Origin of the sequence: Klebsiella sp. 2019SCSN059, from assembly GCF_021739525.1 — a bacterium.
Classification (GTDB): domain Bacteria; phylum Pseudomonadota; class Gammaproteobacteria; order Enterobacterales; family Enterobacteriaceae; genus Klebsiella; species Klebsiella quasipneumoniae.
The window spans coordinates 121,547-140,133 of record NZ_JAKKOM010000004.1; the positions used below are offsets into that span (position 1 = coordinate 121,547).

The window sequence follows — 18,587 nt, forward strand, 5'->3', positions numbered from 1 at the left end:
TCGTTGCTGGAAAAAACAAATTACCCGATAACGTTCTTCATCCTGTTTAGCGATCGACATTTTTTGACTTACCGGGGATTACTATGCCAATAAGCGATACCAGTCGCCGCCACGCGCCTGACTTCCACGCCGTCCTCGCCCGCGAAGACTGGCAGAACCAGACCATTACCCATCTCAACCGCCTGCCGGCCCATCCTGCGTTCGCCAGCTGGCGCGATGAGCTTGCCGCCCGCGATAATCATCCTTCGCCCCATCGTCGTCAGCTGGACGGCGAGTGGCAATTTGCTTACGCCCGCAGCCCGTTTGCCGTCGATGCGCAGTGGCTGACGCAGGACCTGCCGGGCAGCCGCGGCACGCCGGTGCCCTCTAACTGGCAGATGGAGGGCTATGACGCGCCGATCTACACTAACGTCCGCTACCCCATCGACACCACCCCGCCGCGGGTGCCGGAGGATAACCCAACCGGCTGTTACTCCCTGCACGTTGCGATCGATGACGCCTGGCGCGCGGACGGGCAGACGCAGATTATTTTCGACGGCGTTAACTCGGCCTTTCATCTCTGGTGCAACGGCGCCTGGGTCGGTTACTCCCAGGATAGCCGCCTGCCGGCGGCGTTCGATCTCAGCCCTTTTCTGCGTCCGGGCGACAACCGCCTGTGCGTGATGGTCATGCGCTGGAGCGCCGGCAGCTGGCTGGAAGACCAGGATATGTGGCGGATGAGCGGTATTTTCCGCTCGGTGTGGCTGCTGAATAAGCCGCACCAGCGGCTGAGCGACGTCCAGCTGACGCCGACCCTTGACGCCCTCTGCCGCGACGGCACTCTGCAGGTCCAGGCGACCGTCGAGGCGACAGAGGCGGCGCTTGCCGGGCTCAGCGTCGGGGTTAGCCTGTGGCGCGGCGAGCAGCCTGTCGTTGCCCACCGTCAGCCGTTAGGCACCCCGACGGTGGATGAGCGCGGCCGTTACGCCGAACGGGTCGATTTCTCCCTGGCGGTGGCAGCGCCGGCGCACTGGAGCGCGGAAACCCCGGATTGCTACCGGGCGGTGGTCACCCTGTGGCGCGGCGAGGCATTGCTGGAGGCAGAGGCGTGGGATATCGGTTTTCGCCGCATCGAGATCGCCGACGGCCTGCTGCGCCTTAACGGCAAACCGCTGCTGATCCGCGGCGTTAACCGCCATGAACACCACCATTTACGCGGTCAGGTGGTCAGCGAGGCGGATATGGTGCAGGACATTCTGTTGATGAAGCAGAACAACTTTAACGCCGTCCGCTGCTCGCACTACCCCAACGCCCCGCGCTGGTATGAGCTGTGCAACCGCTACGGTCTGTACGTGGTCGATGAAGCCAATATTGAAACCCACGGCATGGTGCCGATGAATCGGCTGTCAGACGATCCGGCGTGGCTGCCAGCCTTCAGCGCCCGCGTCACCCGGATGGTACAGAGCAACCGCAACCATCCGTGCATTATCATCTGGTCGCTGGGCAACGAATCCGGCGGCGGCGGCAACCACGAAGCGCTGTACCACTGGCTGAAGCGTAACGACCCGACCCGTCCGGTGCAGTACGAGGGCGGCGGCGCGGATACCACCGCCACCGATATTATCTGTCCGATGTACGCCCGCGTCGAACGCGACCAGCCGATCCCGGCGGTACCGAAGTGGGGGATCAAAAAATGGATCAGCCTGCCCGGCGAGCAGCGGCCGCTGATCCTCTGCGAGTACGCCCACGCGATGGGCAACAGCCTCGGCAACTTCGCCGATTACTGGCAGGCCTTCCGCGAGTATCCGCGGCTGCAGGGCGGGTTTATCTGGGACTGGGCCGACCAGGCGATCCGCAAAATCTTTGACGACGGCAGCGTCGGCTGGGCCTACGGCGGCGACTTTGGCGATAAGCCGAACGATCGCCAGTTCTGTATGAACGGCCTGGTGTTCCCCGATCGCACGCCGCATCCGTCGCTGGTCGAGGCGAAGCACGCCCAGCAGTATTTCCAGTTCGCCCTGCTGTCGACTTCGCCGCTGCGGGTGCGCATCGCCAGCGAATACCTGTTCCGCCAGACCGATAACGAAGCGCTGCGCTGGCAGGTGCAGGCGGCCGGTGAAACCCTGTACCACGGCAACCTGACGCTGGCGCTCCCTCCTGAGGGCAGCGACGAGATAACGCTGCTCGACAGTCTGATCCTGCCGCCAGGCGCCCGCGCCGTGTGGCTGACGCTGGAGGTGGTCCAGCCCCAGGCGACAGCCTGGTCCCCGGCGGATCATCGCGTCGCCTGGCAGCAATATCCCCTGCCGGCGCCGCTGGCGCTGCCTGCGCCCACGGTGCCAGCCGGCGCCCCGGATCTTATCGTCAGCGATGAGGCCTGGCAGATCCGCGCCGGCACGCAGTGCTGGACCGTCGATCGCCGGACCGGTTTGCTGAGTGGCTGGTCGGTTGCCGGTCAGGAGCAGCTGCTGACCCCCCTGCGGGATCAGTTTATCCGTGCGCCGCTCGACAACGACATCGGGGTCAGCGAAGTGGAGCGCATCGACCCCAACGCCTGGGTGGAGCGCTGGAAAAGCGCCGGCCTGTTCGACCTTGAGGCGCGCTGCGTGCAGTGCGACGCCCAGCGTCTGGCGAATGAGACCCTTGTCGACAGCCGCTGGCACTACCTGCGCGGCAACGAGGTGGTGATTGTCAGCCACTGGCGTCTGCGCTTTACCGCGGACGGAACGGTGCGGCTGGCGGTGGACGGCGAGCGCGCGGAAACGCTGCCGCCGCTGCCGCGGGTCGGGCTGCACTTCCAGGTGGCGGATCAGCAGGCGCCGGTGAGCTGGCTGGGGCTGGGGCCGCATGAGAACTACCCCGACCGGCGGAGCAGCGCCTGCTTCGCCCGCTGGGAGCAGCCGCTGGCGGCGATGACCACCCCCTACATCTTCCCGACGGAAAACGGCCTGCGCTGTGATACTCAGGCGCTGGACTGGGGACGCTGGCACGTCAGCGGTCATTTCCACTTCTCCGTTCTGCCGTGGAGCACCCGTCAGCTGATGGAGACCGACCACTGGCACAAGATGCAGGCCGAAGACGGCGTGTGGATCACCCTTGACGGCCTGCATATGGGGGTGGGAGGCGATGACTCCTGGACCCCAAGCGTGCTGCCGCAGTGGCTCCTGACCCAAACGCGCTGGCAGTACGAGGTCTCATTGCGTTGCCTTTAATCCGTGGGGGCGGCAGCCCCCACCCTACAAACAGAATAACAAGGGATCATGGTGATGAAATTCTCTGAACTGGCGCCGCGAGAACGGCATAATTTTGTCTATTTCCTGCTGTTCTTTTTCTTTTACTATTTCATTATGTCGGCCTATTTCCCGTTTTTCCCGGTGTGGCTGGCGGACGTTAACCATTTAACCAAAACGGAAACCGGGATCGTCTTCTCCTCCATCTCGTTGTTCGCGATTATTTTTCAGCCGGTATTTGGTTTAATGTCGGATAAGCTCGGCCTGCGCAAACATCTGCTGTGGACTATTACGGTGCTGTTAATTCTGTTCGCGCCGTTCTTTATTTTCGTTTTCTCCCCGCTGCTGCAGATGAATATTATCGCCGGTTCGCTGGTGGGCGGGATCTACCTGGGGATTGTTTTCTCCAGCGGCTCCGGGGCGGTGGAAGCCTATATCGAGCGCGTCAGCCGGGCAAACCGCTTTGAATATGGCAAAGTGCGGGTCGCTGGCTGCGTCGGCTGGGCGCTGTGCGCCTCGATAACCGGCGTGCTGTTCGGCATCGACCCCAATATTACCTTCTGGATCGCCTCCGGCTTTGCGCTGGTGCTGGGTCTTCTGCTCTGGCTGTCGCGTCCGGAAAGCAGCAACAGCGCCCAGGTTATCGAGGCGCTCGGGGCCAATCGCCAGGCCTTTTCGCTGCGCACGGCGGCAGAGCTGCTGCGTATGCCGCGCTTCTGGGGCTTTATCGTCTATGTGGTGGGGGTCGCCAGCGTCTACGACGTGTTTGACCAGCAATTTGCTAACTTTTTCAAAAGCTTCTTCGCCAGTCCGCAGCGCGGTACCGAAGTGTTTGGCTTCGTCACCACCGGTGGCGAGCTGCTCAATGCCGTGATCATGTTCTGCGCCCCGGCCATCGTTAACCGTATCGGGGCCAAAAACGCCCTGCTGACCGCGGGGATGATCATGTCGGTGCGTATTCTCGGGTCGTCTTTTGCCTCATCGGCGGTGGAGGTGGTGATCCTCAAGATGCTGCATATGTTTGAGATCCCCTTCCTGCTGGTCGGGACCTTTAAATATATCTCCTCCGCCTTTAACCCGCGGCTCTCAGCCACCCTGTTTCTGATCGGCTTTAACCTGTCGAAACAGCTCTCAGGGGTGGTACTTTCCGCCTGGGTGGGCCGGATGTACGACACCGTCGGCTTCCATCAGGCCTATCTGATCCTCGGCTGCATCACCCTGAGCTTTACCCTGCTCTCGTTCATCACCTTACGCGGCGGCAAAAGCCTGCTGCCGGCAGCGGAGACGCAGACCCCCGCCTGACCGGGCGCGCCCGTCAGGGATGACGGGGTTCACTCCACAATGCGCGTCTCTCCGCCGCTATTCTCCAGCGCATAGCGCTGGCAGGCAGCCCCGGCGGCGATAAGATCCGCCAGCTCTGCCGAGTGGCTGGTCAGCCAGATCTGGCTGTAGCGGGAGGCCTCGACGATCAGCCTGGCCAGCGCCGGGAGCATGTCGCGATGCAGGCTGTTTTCCGGTTCATTGATCGCTAGAAAGGCCGGCGGGCGCGGGCTGAGCAGCGCGACGGCGAGGCAGAGAAAACGCAGCGTGCCGTCGGACATCTCCGCCGCCAGCAGCGGGCGGCGGATCCCCTCCCGGCGCATTTTCAGCGCGAAACGCGAGTGCTCGTTCTCAGAGTAAAACTGGCAGCCGGGAAAGGCGTCGGCGAGGATCTCGTGCAAAATCTCCTCCGCGCCGATCTCGACAATGGTCTGAAAGGCGGCCGCCAGATTATGGCCGTCGCTGTCGAGCACCGGCGAACGGTAGCCGACGGCCGGCTGGCGCAGCGGTGAGTGGCGGCCGATAGCGAATTCATGGTAAAACCGCCAGCGGCGCAGGGTCTCGCGCACCCGCGACACCTCAGGAAAACGGTGCGGCTCGCCAAGCTGACCGAACACCGACTCGTTTTCATAAATACTCTCGGTGAAGGTGCTTTTCTCCCCGGCGACATCGACGAGGAACGCCGCCTGATTCTTACGCTGCAGTACGCGGGAGGAAGGCCGACGGGAATAGCCCGCCAGCCAGATGTTCTCTTCTTTGACGATAGGATCGAGCATGAACTGCGTCGGATAGGGCAATTTTTCCGGGAAACCAACCTGCAGTTCATAATCAAAGCTCTCCGTCCGACAGGCGATTTGCAGCCGGCGGGGATGGCGATCGAGGGGAGAACGATCTCCGGACCACATCATATTTTCAAGGCCCCCCTCTTCGCTGATAAATCCCGACAGCCTGCCGTCGGCAGCCGCGGTCAACAGATGGATAGCGTTGTAAATATTGGATTTGCCGCAGCCGTTAGGGCCGAAGACAATGTTCAGCGGCCCCAGCTCCAGCGCGATATCCCTGACTGAGCGAAAGTTTTGAATACGGATGTACTGAATCATGATGCTTCCTGGCCCGGAGAGAGAAGGCTGCCACAGTAGCAAAGCCGCGGCAGGGATACTATCGCCCCCTCTCTTCGACCGGGTTTAACAAAACATTTTTTTCATTCCGCGGGTCAGCGCCACCCGCGTCAGCTTGTCGCTATCCTGATGGGCGTCACTGAAAACGCCAAAGAAATAGCGTTCATCGTCAATGGTTTGACTCACGATACGATAGCTGAGCGGCTGGCCGGACGGCGCACCGTATTGCGCAGGGGTCACTGAGACCTCGGTCGCATCGTCGGCGACGCTGACCAGCAGTCCATCCGCCTTACCGCCCACCAGCATGACCTTAATTATCGGGTGCACCAGTTCCTCCCGGGATGGCATAGATCATTGGCAAACCGCGCAGCGCGGCGGGCGTATCGTCAGCAAACAGCGGCGCCAGCCAGAGTGCGGTCTTAAGTACTTTCTTATAGTTCATTGCGGCCTTGAGTCAAAAAATAGCGTGCTTAGGCTGAGCTAAATATTGATTATTCGAAATAAAAGATGACAAATGATGAAGGAAAAAAGAGGAATTGTGAATCAGCAAAACGCCAGGTTATTCTATTTTATCACTCCTCTACTCGCCTTTAATGGCCCTGATTCAAGGAAGTATTGCGGTTATGCGTTATGTTCGCCTGTGCCTTATCTCCCTGATTGCCGCCCTGCCACTGGCGGTATTCGCCAGCCCTCCGCCGCTTGAGCAAATTACACGCAGCGAAAGTCAGCTGGCGGGCCGCGTGGGCTATGTTGAAATGGATCTGGTCAGCGGCCGCACGCTGGCCGCCTGGCGCGCCAATGAGCGCTTTCCGCTGATGAGCACCTTTAAAGTGCTGCTCTGCGGCGCGGTGCTGGCCCGGGTGGATGCCGGAGACGAACAGCTGGATCGGCGGATCCGCTACCGCCAGCAGGATCTGGTGGACTACTCCCCGGTCAGCGAAAAACACCTTGCCGACGGGATGACCGTTGGCGAACTCTGCGCCGCCGCCATCACCATGAGCGACAACAGCGCCGGCAATCTGCTGTTGAAGAGCGTTGGCGGCCCCGCTGGATTGACCGCTTTTCTGCGCCAGATCGGTGACAACGTCACCCGCCTTGACCGCTGGGAAACGGAGCTCAATGAAGCGCTTCCCGGCGACGTGCGCGACACCACCACCCCAGCCAGCATGGCCGCCACCCTGCGCAAGCTGCTAACCAGCCACACTCTGAGCGCCCGTTCGCAGCAGCAGCTGCTGCAGTGGATGGTGGACGACCAGGTAGCCGGTCCGCTGATCCGCGCCGTGCTGCCGGCGGGCTGGTTTATCGCCGATAAAACCGGGGCCGGCGAGCGGGGCTCACGTGGCATTGTCGCCCTGCTCGGCCCGAACGGCAAAGCGGAGCGCATCGTGGTGATCTATCTGCGGGATACGCCGGCGACCATGGCCGAGCGTAACCAGCAGATCGCCAGAATAGGCGCGGCGCTGATCGAGCACTGGCAGCGCTAGCCCGGTGAAGGCCGCATGCCTTACCCGGCGCGCAGCACCTCGCAAGCGTGCCGGGCGATATGTGTGGCGGCAGCATCGGAGAGATGCCGGTCGGTAATGATGGTGGTAAAGCGGGTCAAGGGTAACGCCATAAACGTGGCCACCTGATTGTATTTCGAACTGTCGCACAGCAGGATGCTTCTGGCGCTGACCTGGCTGACGGTCTCCTTGACGGTGACCTTGTTCTCATCAGGGGTGAAAATCCCGCGGCTGTCCCAGCCGCTGGCGGAGATAAAGGCCGTATCGATAGCCAGGTGGCGCAAGGTCCGCGCCGCCGACTCGCCGACGCAGGAGCGGTTCTCCCGGCACAGGGTGCCGCCGGTGTGGATCACGCCGCACTGGCTGGCATCGATCAGCAGCTGGGTTATCTCAAAATCGTTGGTGACCACCTGCAGGTCGTCCCGGTCGAGGATCGCCCGCGCCAGCGCCAGGGTGGTGGTGCCGGCATCGAGATAGATGCAGCTGTTTTTGGCGATGTGACTGGCCGCCAGCGCGCCGATGGCCTGTTTCTCTTCACTCTGTAGAGTGCTTTTCACCAGATGACTGGGCTCTGCGGCCAGGCGGCTGACGGCGCGCACGCCGCCCGAGACGCTGACCAGCAGCCCCTGTTCTTCCAGCTTACTGACGTCGCGACGGATAGTCATATGGGACACGCCGAGGATCTCCGTCAGCTCATTAATGCTCACCGCCCCACGCTGCTCCACCAGGGCTAAAATACGCTGATGACGTTCTATTGGAATCACCGCTCTCCCCTTACCATTTTTTCACACCAGAGCTTACCACTCACGCCGGGAACCTGAAGATCCCCTGTGCTGTTATCGCTGCTTGACCGCTGTTTTTACGCTATTTTAGGGCAAGAATCGCCGTCGCGCAGCCACTTTCCGTCTGTGAATTTTTTATATTCATGTGGGTTATTCGTGATAACTCTCACATAATTTCACATGACAACGCTTTATTCTATCATTAAATCACATTAATTAACGAATATTCACAAGGAGACCGGCATGACTGCACACACTAACGTCTGCGTGATTGGACTGGGTTCGATGGGCATGGGCGCCGCCCGCGCCTGCCTGCAGGCGGGCCTGAACACCTGGGGGGTGGACATCAATCCCGACAACTGCCGCGCGCTGCTGGAGGCGGGCGCCAAAGGCGCAGGCCCCAGCGCGGTGCCTTTCGCCGCTGAGCTGGAGGCGGTCGTGCTGCTGGTGGTCAATGCCGCCCAGGTTCGGGGGATCCTGTTCGGCGAAAGCGGCCTCGCCGGCCATCTGAAGCCGGGTACCGCGGTGATGGTGTCGTCAACCATCGCCTCCGCCGATGCCCAGGCGATTGCCGCGGCGCTGGCGGAATACCAGCTATTGATGCTCGACGCGCCGGTATCGGGCGGCGCGGTGAAAGCGGCCGCCGGCGACATGACGGTGATGGCCTCCGGGAGCGATGCCGTCTTCGCCCGCCTCGCGCCAGTGCTGGACGCGGTGGCCGGCAAAGTCTATCGCATCGGGAGCGACATTGGCCTCGGTTCGACGGTAAAAATCATCCATCAGCTGCTGGCCGGGGTGCATATCGCCGTCGCCGCCGAAGCGATGGCCCTCGCCGCCCGCGCCGGCATCCCGCTGGAAACGATGTACGACGTGGTGACCCACGCGGCGGGTAATTCGTGGATGTTTGAGAATCGTATGCAGCACGTTCTGGATGGCGATTACTCGCCAAAATCCGCCGTCGATATTTTTGTCAAAGATCTCGGCCTGGTGAATGACACCGCCCGGGCGCTGACCTTCCCGCTGCCGCTCGCCACCACCGCGCTGAATATGTTCACCTCCGCCAGCAACGCCGGATTCGGCCGGGAAGATGACAGCGCGGTGATCAAGATCTTCAACGGCATTACCCTGCCGGGCCATAAACAGTGAGGAGAGACAAGATGCAGCTTGGTGTCATTGCCGATGACTTTACCGGCGCCACGGATATTGCCAGCTTCCTCGTACGCAATGGCATGCCGACGGTGCAGCTAAACGGCGTACCGCCCCACGAACTGCCGCTGACCAGCGAAGCGGTGGTGATCAGCCTGAAAACGCGCTCCTGCCCGGTGGAAACCGCCGTCAGCCAGTCGCTGGCGACCCTGCGCTGGCTGCAGGCCCGGGGCTGTCAGCAATTTTATTTTAAGTATTGTTCCACGTTCGACAGCACCGCGCAGGGCAACATTGGCCCGGTACTGGATGCTCTACTGGCAGAGCTGGGCGAGACCCGGACGGTGATTTCCCCGGCGCTGCCGGTAAACGGCCGCACGGTCTATCAGGGGTATCTGTTTGTCGGCCAGCAGTTACTGAATGAGTCCGGGATGCGCCACCATCCGGTGACGCCGATGGAGGATGCCCACCTGGGCCGCTTAATCGAGCGCCAGGGCGGCGGAAAAGCGGCGCTGATCGCCTGGCCGATTATCGATCAGGGGCCGGAGGCGGTCGCTGCCGCGCTGGCGGCAATCAGCGACCCGGCGGTGCGCTATGTGGTGCTCGACGCCCTCAGTGAACAGCATTTGCTGACCCAGGGGGCGGCGCTGCGGGAAATGAAGCTGGTCTCCGGCGGCTCTGGTCTCGCCATCGGCCTCGCCCGCGACTGGGCGCAGCGCCACGGAACCCAGGGTGAAGGATCCCAGGCGGGCATGCCGCTGCCCGGCCCGGCGGTAGTGCTCTCGGGCTCCTGTTCGCTGATGACCAACAGCCAGGTGGCGGCCTATCGTGAACAGGCTCCCGCCCGCGCCGTCGACTTAAGCGCCTGCTTTACCGATCTGGAGGGCTATGCCGGGACGCTGGCGGCCTGGGTGGACGCAAACCGCGATTCGCCGCTGGCGCCGATGGTCTATGCCACGACTGAGCCGCAAACGCTGCAGCGGATCCAGGCGCAGTATGGCGACAAGGCCAGCAGCGAACGGATCGAACAGCTGTTCGCCGCCCTCGCCGCCGCGCTGAAGGAGAAAGGATTCACCCGGTTTATTGTGGCCGGAGGGGAAACGTCGAGCATCGTGGCGCAGACGCTGGGGGTCGAGGCGTTCCATATCGGGCCGACGATCTCCCCTGGGGTTCCCTGGGTGCGTGACACCCGCCAGCCGCTCTCCCTGGCGCTGAAGTCAGGTAATTTCGGCGATATCCAGTTCTTTGCCCGTGCCCAGCAGGAGTTTTGTCATGACTGAGCAACAGCTGCGAGATGAGATGGTGCAGATTGGCGCCTCGTTGTTTAACCGCGGTTATGCCACCGGCTCCGCCGGCAATCTGTCGCTCCTGCTGCCGGACGGCAACCTGCTGGCGACGCCGACCGGCTCCTGCCTGGGCGAGCTGCAGGCCCAGCGGTTGTCGGTGGTCACCCTGCAAGGCGAATGGATCGCCGGCGACAAACCGTCGAAAGAGATCGCTTTTCACCGGGCGGTCTATTTGCATAACCCGGCCTGCAAGGCGATCGTCCACTTGCATAGCCACTATCTGACCGCGCTCTCCTGCCTGCAGGGGCTCGATCCGCAGAATTGCATTCGCCCCTTTACTCCCTACGTGGTGATGCGGGTCGGCGACGTCCCGGTGGTTCCCTACTACCGACCGGGCGACGACCGCATTGCCGAGGCGCTGGCCGGCCTGGCGCCGCGCTATAACGCCTTTTTACTGGCCAACCATGGTCCGGTGGTCACTGGCTCATCGCTGCGCGAAGCCACCAATAATACCGAAGAGCTGGAAGAGACCGCGCGGCTGATGTTTACCCTCGGCAATCGCGAGATCCGTTACCTGACCGCTGACGAAGTGGATGAACTGAGATAAAACCATGCCAAAATTCGCTGCAAATTTATCCATGCTGTTTACCGAACTGCCGTTCCTGGACCGCTTTGCCGCCGCCGCCCGCGCCGGTTTCGAAGCCGTGGAGTTTCTGTTCCCCTATGAGTATGCCGCCGGGGAAATTAAACAGCGCCTGCAGGAAAACCAGCTGCAGCTGGTGCTGTTCAATACCCCGCCCGGCGACGTTAACGCCGGGGAATGGGGACTCGCCGCCCTACCGGGCAGGAGCGCTGAGGCCCGGGGTGATATCGAGCTGGCGCTGGAGTATGCCTGCCAGCTGGATTGTCCGCAGGTGCATATTATGGCCGGCGTGGTGCAGCCGGGGATGGATCGCGCGGCCTGCGAGGCGGAGCTTTTCGATAACCTGCGCTACGCCGCTGAGCGCTTTGCCCGCCACGGCAAGCGGGCGCTTATTGAAGCCCTGAATCCGCAGACCAAACCGGGCTATTTCTACCACAGTCAATATCAGACGCTGGAGATAGCGCAGCGGGTCGACCGGCCAAACATCGCCGTGCAGTTAGATCTGTTTCATGCGCAGAAAGTGGACGGCAATTTAAGCCATCTTATTACCGAGTATGCCGGTCAGTACCGCCATATTCAGATAGCCTCCCTGCCCGACCGCCATGAACCGGACGAGGGCGAGATTAATTATTCATGGATCTATGCGTTGCTGAATAACGTCGGCTATGACGGTTGGATCGGCTGCGAATATATCCCCAGGGCGGATACCCTTTCCGGACTGGAATGGTTCTCGCCCTACCGGAAAAAATAAAGCGCGGTTCTAAAAATATAACTCTCTGTACACCTGTTAATACCCGAGGCAAAACTATGTCGACATCGGCGCTGTTACTTATTGCGTTAGCCAGCGTAGTGCTGTTGCTCCTGCTGGTGATCAAAGCGAAAGCGCATCCTTTTGTGGCACTCCTGATCGTCAGCCTGCTGGTGGCGTTCGCCACCGGCATTCCGACGGATAAAATCATTACCACCATTGAAAAAGGCATGGGCGGCCTGCTCGGCCACATCGCCAGCATAATTATTTTGGGATCAATGCTGGGGGTGCTTATTGAAATATCCGGCGGCGCCGAATCGCTGGCGAAAACGCTGACCGGCGTGCTGGGTTCTAAACGGACTATTGCCGCCTTAACCATCGTGGCTTTTATTCTCGGCACGCCAGTCTTCTTTGAAGTCGGCTTTATTATCATCATTCCGTTAATTTACGGCTTCAGTAAAGTTGCCCATCTGTCGCCGCTGAAATTTGGCCTGCCGATGGCCGGAGTGATGTTAACCGTCCATGTGGCGTTGCCAACCCACCCTGGCGCGGCGGCTGCGGCAGGTATTCTGCATAGCGATGTCGGCTGGTTGATGCTGGCGGGAATTGGAGTGTCGATCGTCGTGGGTATCGTGGGCTATTTTGTCGCCCGGTCTATCAATCAGCGCCATTATCATCTGTCGATTAACGTGCTGGAACAGCAGCAAACGGCCGAGGTGCCCGACCTCTCCGTCAACGCCCAGCAGACCCGACTGGCGCCGCCGAATGCGCTGGTTATCGGCGGGCTGATCGTGGTGCCCATCGTGCTGATTGTTTCCGGAACGCTGTGTCAGGCCCTGCTGCTGCCGGATAACGCGATTCGCCAGCTGATGACCGTCATTGGCACCCCGCCCGTCGCCCTGCTGATCTCCCTGGGGCTGGCCAGCTGGACGCTGGGCATCCGGCGGGGAATGAACCTGAAAAAGCTGGGAGAAGTCACCGGCAGCGCGATCCCCTCCTCGGCGGACGTGATCCTCGTCGCCGGCGCCGGCGGCGCCTTTGGCGGGGTGCTGGTCGCCTCCGGCATCGGCAATGCCTTAGCCGAGGCGCTGGAGACGATTCATCTGCCGCTGATGCCCGCCGCTTTCCTGCTGTCGCTGGTGCTTCGGGCCTCGCAGGGCTCGGCCACCGTGGCGATCCTTACCACCTCCGGCCTGTTGTCACAGGCGGTCGTCGGGCTGGAGCCGCTGCAGCTGGTGCTGGTGACGCTGGCGACCTGTTTCGGCTCGCTCGGGTTATCGCACGTTAACGACGCCGGGTTCTGGGTGGTCACGCGCTATCTCGGGCTCTCGGTGCCGGACGGACTCAAAACCTGGACCGTACTGACCACCATCATGGGGGTGACGGGCTTCCTGATCACCTGGCTGCTGTGGTTTGTACTGTAATATTCACCCGGGTGGCTCCGGCCACCTTATCGTGTCCCCTTCGCGGGGACTAACTCATTATCGCTGCCCGGCAGCTGGCCTCCCGCTGACAGCGTCACCGGTATAAAATAGCGTACGTGATAGCGCTTCTCCTCTGCCTCTCCTCCTTCCGCATGACGGGTCATGAAGCATTCAATGTCATGCCCATCCCGACGGCTTACCCCCAGCGTTGGCAACTGATTCAGATAGAGATCGCTGGACAAACGGGCATAGCGTGACCAGCTGCCGTAGAATTCAACCCCCACATACAGCCCCGACCGGGTGGTCAACGCGGACGACGGCTTTCGCGCCTCGTGACAACCGACGAAGGCGTTAACCTCGACGTTAAGCTCATTTTGACTCGCTGCGGCGTAATCGGAGAGTATGGAAAGCGAACCGCCTCCAGCGGCGAAAAAACGGTCAACCTTTTGCCTGATTGCCGTCTTGGCGGTACTTTGCAACACCATATCCGACAGGCGCAGTTCATACTTCATCGGGTAGCCATAATAGACCCGCTCCGGCAGGGAACAGATCCGAGCCAAAGGCAGGCTCTCATCATCCGTGGGGAATTTTTTTAACAGTTTTGCCGTGTCCCAGTGCGCTGCGCAGCGGTACTCCCGTGGCGAAAGCGAGAAACGTTTCTTAAACTCCCGGGAGAAGGTCTGCGGCGAATCGTAACTTAACTGCCAGGCTATGGCGGCGATCGGTTGCCGCGTTAAACGCAGACTGACCGCTGCGATGGTCAGCCGCCGCAGGCGAATATACTGCCCGATGGGTAACCGGCCATATTGATAAAACACCTCGTATACAAACCGACGCGAATAGCCCATATACTGCGCCAGGTCATCGATCGCCGGGTTACAGTAGATATTATCCTCCAGCCACGCCAGCATTTTTAAATAGAGCATCTGCTTCATAAGTACCACATACTTCCTGTAATCTAATCCCCCGCTAATTTTAGCAACAGATACTGGTTACCACTAAGCTTTTTATGCATCGCAAAAATAAAAAATTATTAAAGTGCTTAAAACGCCATCTAATATAGGCTTATCATTTTGTTTATTAGGAACTTTCGCATACCAACACACCGTTATCTCACTTTTCCTGGCAGATATTGCATTAATGAAAAACATCCCTTAGATTACCCCAGCTAAAAAAGGCCTGCGCATCACCATTATATTCTTTAATTTATTCTGACACTTTTTTTCATACCCCACAGGGAAGTTATATGACGAATTTTTTGATCAATATAAAAAATCACTATTTGCGAGTCGCTATTGCGGAGCTGGTGGATGAAGCGATGAAGACCTACGGGGGATCAGCCTATCAGTTTTCTGAACAATGGGACCTGGAGTCGATAGCGCAATCTCAGGTGTTCTTCACGGAAATGGTGGCGGGAGAATGGTACCTGTGTCATGACCTGTTTCAGCATGCCCCAGAGCAATACACGCTTTTTATTTTCCAGGACAATGAACAAGCTACCGTCGAAGAGGGCTTACCCAACTGTCTGCGGCAGGCGGTGTTTATCCCTCCCCATGCTCCCGTTCAGCGTCTTAAAGATGAGATAGTCAGCGCGATTCAGCGCCCCTTGCCTCCTCAGCATGACCCGTCCTTCAATCGACTGCGGCGTTGCATCAATTGCGCCTGCAAGTCGGTCAGCGATGCGCAAACCAAAGTCATTTACGCGTTCAGTATTGGTCTGAGTCCGCATGAAGTCGCGGCGGCGCTAAAAATTAGCCACAAAACCATTCATTCACATAAAAAGAATATTATGAGCAAGTTCAATTTGCACAGCCGCCAGCAATTTAACAACCTCGTAAAACTACTCGCCAGACGTTAATACAATCGTCATTATATTACTTCTGCAGATTATCTTCTGGAACGGAAGACGTAGCGTCTTTTGCGTCTTTCCTGAATATAAGAAAGACCACTCCATAAAGAAATGACGGGACAAAAAATCAGACACAAAATAATAAATAAGTCGCTCATATCAGACCTGAAAAAAGGAATTAAACTTACGTTGATAATATGGATTTGCTTTTAATCAGGCAAGACCAGCGTCTCTTTTTGAGAGCGGGTAATATAATTGCAGGATAATTCCTGGTGGCGAATGTTAACCGATAATTTAAGACGGTGGATCAATACCGCAGGCGGAATGAGCGGCCTGTTTCCCCCTTTTGCATTGTAAATGAGAAAAAGATAGCTAAACCTCAGATTCCCTGTAGAGTGAAGGTAATCACAAAGTGAAGCTCCCGTTCCGCGTAGCGGACATCACGGTTGGTTAAATGTCATAAAAAAACCGCCTCCTTCTCCGAGGGCCTGGCCATACCTCCCTCAATACGCGCTGTGCGGACCATCACGCGCTGCCGCAGCGACCGGAATGATAATGCTAACCACCCTGATATACCGCAGCCAGGTTAATCCTGCCCGCCCGCCCACCGATCTCGACGCTTTAATTCATCGCGCCAGTGGGAAAAATATGCCTCTTGGCATCACTGGTATTCTGCTGTTTAACGGCCTGCAGTTCTTCCAGGTGCTGGAGGGAAGCGAGGAAGATCTTGAGTCGTTATTCCACGAGATACAGAGCGATCCGCGCCATCGCGACGTGGTGGAACTGATGCGCGACTATTCGGCCTACCGTCGTTTTCACGACACCGGAATGCGCCTGCTGGATCTTCGTCTTTTCGAAGCCGACAGCGCGCTGGAGGAGCTCCTGCGCTTTAGCTCGTTTGGGGTCACCGAGCCGGTCAACGACCGGATGTTCCGCCTGATTAGCGCCTTTATCGCCGACGGTGGGCGCTATTGTCTGCCCGAGCCGCTGCAGCCTTCTCGCTGGACGATGATGCCTGCCCCGGCCACTGCCACCGCGCGCCACCTGCCCGATCAACCTTGCCAGTTTGCCCTGCAGGCCATCGTCGAGCCGGCCAAAAAGCGGGTCTCTTCCTTTGAAGCGCTGATCCGCAGCCCCACCGGCGGATCTCCTGTAGAGATGTTTGCCGCCATCCCGGCGGAGGATCGCTACCGGTTCGACCTCGAGAGCAAAGCGTATGCCTTCTCTCTCGCCGGTCAGTTACCGCTTGGTAAACACCAGCTGGCCATTAACCTGCTGCCCGGTTCGCTGTATAACCACCCTGACGCCGTAGACTGGCTGATGAACAGCCTGCTGGCGGCCGGCCTCCGACCGGACCAGGTGCTGATAGAGGTTACCGAAACGGAGGTGATCACCTGCTTTGACCAGTTCCGCAAGGTGCTCAAAGCGCTGCGCGTCGCGGGCATGAAGCTGGCCATCGACGACTTTGGCGCGGGTTACTCCGGCCTGTCGTTACTGACCCGCTTTCAGCCCGATAAAATCAAAGTGGATGCAGAGCTGGTGCGCAATATTCATATCAGCGGCGCCAAGCAGGCGATTGTCGCCTCGGTCGTGCGCTGCTGCGAGGATATGGGCATCACGGTGGTGGCGGAAGGCGTCGAAACCCTGGAAGAGTGGTGCTGGCTGCAGTCGGTGGGCATTCGCCTGTTTCAGGGGTTCCTTTTCTCCCGACCGTGCCTGAACGGCATCAGGGAAATTTGCTGGCCGATAGCGCGTCAGGCCACGGATCTGTAAGGCCGCGGTAGTCGGCAGCGTCACTGCCAGTGGGGGAGCTTTTCGCCCAGCGCCGCCAGAGCGAAGCGTACTGCTTTCGCCACCACTGTCTCGCAGTCGCCGGTAAAGCGCAGCCGTTGAGTTTCGATCTGGCCGCGAAAGTTCCAGGCAAACCATACCGTGCCGGCGGGGGTTCCATCCTCTCCCCCCTCCGGTCCCGCATAGCCGCTGATGGCAATGGCGATGTCGGCCCCGGCTATCGCCAGCATACCGCTGGACATCTCCTTCACGCACGCTTCGCTGACAGCGCTGTGTTCCGCCAGGGTTTCCGCGCGCACCTGCAGCACATTGCGCTTGGCTTCATCGCTGAAGGTGACCACGCCGGTATCATAAAAGGCCGCGGTATCAGCCTGAGCACAGAGCGCTGCCGCCAGATTGCCGCCGGTGCAGGATTCCGCAGTGGTGAGCCGCCAGCCGCGCGCGATAAGCGCCCGGGCCACCTCGACCGTCAGTTGATGAGTATGTTGTGCGTCTTTATCGATCTCGTCAGCCATTCTCACTCCTCGCCGAATTTGAAAAGTATCACCGCCTCACTACCCTGTTAACAGGATAGCATAGTGATTTCTCTCGTCGCCTGGAGGCCGTTTACGCCACCCTGAGTGGATAAAAAAAGGCCCGCAGCGCGGGCCTTGAAAGGAACTCCCTCGGCACAGAAGCGGAATCACACTTTGTGTTCGATCACCCGCCCCTGGTTCTCAATGGCAATTTTGCGCGGTTTTTCGCTCTCGGGGATCTCCTGATGGATAGCAATTTTTAAGATCCCGCTCTCCAGCTGCGCCTGATTAATCTGGGCGTGTTCGGGAAGCGAAAAACTAAGCTGGAAATCAGCCCGGCGAATGCCTTTATAAATCCAGCCCTGGCTGTTTCCGGAATGATTTTCGGTTTGCGCGCGTTTACCGGTAATATGCAGATTACCGCCTACGGTCTCTATTTCCAGTTCATCATCTTTCCAGCCAGGCACGCTGACGCTGAGCAGGAAATTACTGTCATCCACTTTCTGTAAATCGTAGGCTGGTAAGGTCCCCACCGGCGTATCGCCCGTTAACTGGCTGAAAAGACGGTCGATACGGTTAAAACGATCGGCAAAAAGGGAATCAGCAAATACCGGGAGTGCTGACAAGGTTTTGAGTGCCATAATTAACCTCCTGAATATCCATTCAAAAGCTCAACATGAAGGCAAGCATTGCTTGTCCGCTTTATAAAATAATAGCTAAAGCGCGTTTTTCAAGACCTGAAATAAAAAAATTTCTTCGTCAGTCACAGAAAGAAATAACCAGGTCAGGTGGGAAAGTGCCCCCCGCCAGACGGCGGGGGCTGGGGTGCTTCTGAGTCCCATAACTGATGCTGTTTAACATTCAATAAACAGAAGCGTCATGTATATATTACTTGTTCAAGGGGATGTCAACGCCCGAATCGCGCCCCCTCACCCGTCGCCCTGCAATAGCGCCACGAGAAATGCGGTTCTCCTGACGATCGTTTCGCCAACAGCGGCGGCCTCGACATCACTTTGTCCTCGCTGGCGCCAGCCGGAAGACCCTGGCGAAAATTTACGCCGTCAGGGAAGGAACCTTTCTCATCCCTCCGTGCCTAATAACCTGCATACGCACTTTCTGAGGCATCACTATGACCGGCATTTTTATCTCTACCACCCTGTTCGCCCTCTTCGCGTCGATGTTGATCGGTCTGGGGATGGTATGGAAAGGCATCTCCAACAACCCGGATAACTAATCCCTTTTGGACGCCGTTGCCAT

20 protein-coding genes are annotated in these 18,587 nt (G+C 59.0%); 11 read left to right on the forward strand and 9 right to left on the reverse strand.

Going from position 1 to position 18,587, the window contains the following annotated elements:
- Window positions 1-83: 83 nt before the first annotated feature.
- Window positions 84-3,191 carry a beta-galactosidase gene (locus tag L2I46_RS06880; RefSeq protein WP_236947655.1) on the forward strand — a complete coding sequence of 1,036 codons (3,108 nt, stop codon included), beginning with the start codon at window positions 84-86 and terminating at the stop codon, window positions 3,189-3,191.
- Window positions 3,192-3,245: 54 nt separating this feature from the next.
- Window positions 3,246-4,511, forward strand: a complete 1,266-nt coding sequence (locus L2I46_RS06885) for an MFS transporter (protein ID WP_023289608.1) — start codon at window positions 3,246-3,248, stop codon at window positions 4,509-4,511.
- Between the two features lie 29 nt (window positions 4,512-4,540).
- Here L2I46_RS06885 and L2I46_RS06890 read toward each other — a convergent pair whose 3' ends face one another.
- The 3 genes from L2I46_RS06890 to L2I46_RS29515 form a co-directional block, all read right to left on the reverse strand.
- Window positions 4,541-5,629 carry an AAA family ATPase gene (locus L2I46_RS06890; RefSeq protein ID WP_072420238.1) on the reverse strand — a complete coding sequence of 363 codons (1,089 nt, stop codon included), beginning with the start codon at window positions 5,627-5,629 and terminating at the stop codon, window positions 4,541-4,543.
- Window positions 5,630-5,713: 84 nt separating this feature from the next.
- A complete protein-coding gene (locus L2I46_RS06895) occupies window positions 5,714-5,974 on the reverse strand; it encodes a hypothetical protein (protein WP_004205993.1) in 261 nt (86 codons plus the stop codon).
- Complete coding sequence (locus L2I46_RS29515) at window positions 5,958-6,089, reverse strand: hypothetical protein (protein WP_023289606.1); 132 nt, start codon at window positions 6,087-6,089, stop codon at window positions 5,958-5,960. Before L2I46_RS29515 ends, L2I46_RS06895 begins: the two co-directional genes overlap by 17 nt.
- Before the next feature lie 181 nt (window positions 6,090-6,270).
- On the opposite strand from L2I46_RS29515, the gene blaOKP reads away from it, so the two are divergent.
- Window positions 6,271-7,131, forward strand: a complete 861-nt coding sequence (gene blaOKP, locus L2I46_RS06900; protein ID WP_236947656.1) for an OKP family broad-spectrum class A beta-lactamase — start codon at window positions 6,271-6,273, stop codon at window positions 7,129-7,131.
- Between the two features lie 20 nt (window positions 7,132-7,151).
- Here the strand turns inward: blaOKP and L2I46_RS06905 are convergent, their stop codons facing one another.
- A complete protein-coding gene (locus L2I46_RS06905; RefSeq protein ID WP_023289604.1) occupies window positions 7,152-7,913 on the reverse strand; it encodes a DeoR/GlpR family DNA-binding transcription regulator in 762 nt (253 codons plus the stop codon).
- Window positions 7,914-8,174: 261 nt separating this feature from the next.
- Between L2I46_RS06905 and ltnD the strand changes: the two genes are divergently transcribed.
- Genes ltnD through L2I46_RS06930 form a run of 5 tightly spaced genes read left to right on the forward strand, consistent with a single transcriptional unit; the run spans window position 8,175 to window position 13,175 of the window.
- A complete protein-coding gene (gene ltnD / locus L2I46_RS06910; protein ID WP_236947658.1) occupies window positions 8,175-9,077 on the forward strand; it encodes an L-threonate dehydrogenase in 903 nt (300 codons plus the stop codon).
- Between the two features lie 11 nt (window positions 9,078-9,088).
- The gene (gene otnK / locus L2I46_RS06915) at window positions 9,089-10,354 is read left to right on the forward strand and encodes a 3-oxo-tetronate kinase (RefSeq protein ID WP_101861566.1); all 1,266 of its coding nucleotides are present in this window, start codon (window positions 9,089-9,091) and stop codon (window positions 10,352-10,354) included.
- Window positions 10,347-10,967 carry a 3-oxo-tetronate 4-phosphate decarboxylase gene (gene otnC / locus L2I46_RS06920; protein WP_023289601.1) on the forward strand — a complete coding sequence of 207 codons (621 nt, stop codon included), beginning with the start codon at window positions 10,347-10,349 and terminating at the stop codon, window positions 10,965-10,967. The genes otnK and otnC overlap by 8 nt, the downstream gene beginning before the upstream one ends.
- Window positions 10,968-10,971: 4 nt before the next feature.
- Window positions 10,972-11,754, forward strand: coding sequence for an HPr family phosphocarrier protein (locus L2I46_RS06925; protein ID WP_236947660.1), 783 nt, complete (start codon window positions 10,972-10,974; stop codon window positions 11,752-11,754).
- Between the two features lie 56 nt (window positions 11,755-11,810).
- Entirely contained in the window at window positions 11,811-13,175 is a 1,365-nt protein-coding gene (locus L2I46_RS06930; protein ID WP_102004045.1) for a GntP family transporter, read from the forward strand.
- Between the two features lie 26 nt (window positions 13,176-13,201).
- On the opposite strand, the gene L2I46_RS06935 is transcribed toward L2I46_RS06930, so the two are convergent.
- The gene (locus tag L2I46_RS06935) at window positions 13,202-14,110 is read right to left on the reverse strand and encodes a helix-turn-helix domain-containing protein (protein WP_110211298.1); all 909 of its coding nucleotides are present in this window, start codon (window positions 14,108-14,110) and stop codon (window positions 13,202-13,204) included.
- A 311-nt stretch (window positions 14,111-14,421) separates the two neighbouring features.
- Here L2I46_RS06935 and kbvR point away from each other — a divergent pair, with 311 nt between their 5' ends.
- Window positions 14,422-15,033, forward strand: a complete 612-nt coding sequence (gene kbvR / locus L2I46_RS06940; protein ID WP_032452751.1) for a LuxR family transcriptional regulator KbvR — start codon at window positions 14,422-14,424, stop codon at window positions 15,031-15,033.
- A gap of 29 nt (window positions 15,034-15,062) precedes the next feature.
- Here kbvR and L2I46_RS29520 read toward each other — a convergent pair whose 3' ends face one another.
- Entirely contained in the window at window positions 15,063-15,182 is a 120-nt protein-coding gene (locus tag L2I46_RS29520) for a small membrane protein (RefSeq protein ID WP_137910593.1), read from the reverse strand.
- Window positions 15,183-15,579: 397 nt separating this feature from the next.
- Between L2I46_RS29520 and L2I46_RS06945 the strand changes: the two genes are divergently transcribed.
- Window positions 15,580-16,797: a diguanylate phosphodiesterase gene (locus tag L2I46_RS06945; protein WP_236947662.1), complete on the forward strand. Its 1,218-nt coding sequence runs from the start codon at window positions 15,580-15,582 to the stop codon at window positions 16,795-16,797.
- A gap of 20 nt (window positions 16,798-16,817) precedes the next feature.
- On the opposite strand, the gene L2I46_RS06950 is transcribed toward L2I46_RS06945, so the two are convergent.
- The 3 genes from L2I46_RS06950 to L2I46_RS29600 form a co-directional block, all read right to left on the reverse strand.
- Entirely contained in the window at window positions 16,818-17,330 is a 513-nt protein-coding gene (locus L2I46_RS06950) for a 2-oxo-tetronate isomerase (protein ID WP_236947664.1), read from the reverse strand.
- Between the two features lie 167 nt (window positions 17,331-17,497).
- Window positions 17,498-17,971: an Hsp20 family protein gene (locus L2I46_RS06955; protein ID WP_023289594.1), complete on the reverse strand. Its 474-nt coding sequence runs from the start codon at window positions 17,969-17,971 to the stop codon at window positions 17,498-17,500.
- Window positions 17,972-18,383: 412 nt separating this feature from the next.
- Window positions 18,384-18,509 carry a hypothetical protein gene (locus L2I46_RS29600; protein WP_369821819.1) on the reverse strand — a complete coding sequence of 42 codons (126 nt, stop codon included), beginning with the start codon at window positions 18,507-18,509 and terminating at the stop codon, window positions 18,384-18,386.
- On the opposite strand from L2I46_RS29600, the gene L2I46_RS29710 reads away from it, so the two are divergent.
- Window positions 18,460-18,564 (forward strand): YnaM/YnfT family protein, encoded by a 105-nt coding sequence (locus tag L2I46_RS29710; RefSeq protein WP_022065603.1) that lies wholly within the window; start codon window positions 18,460-18,462, stop codon window positions 18,562-18,564. The two genes, L2I46_RS29600 and L2I46_RS29710, sit on opposite strands and share 50 nt — an antisense overlap.
- The last annotated feature ends 23 nt before the right edge of the window (window positions 18,565-18,587 follow it).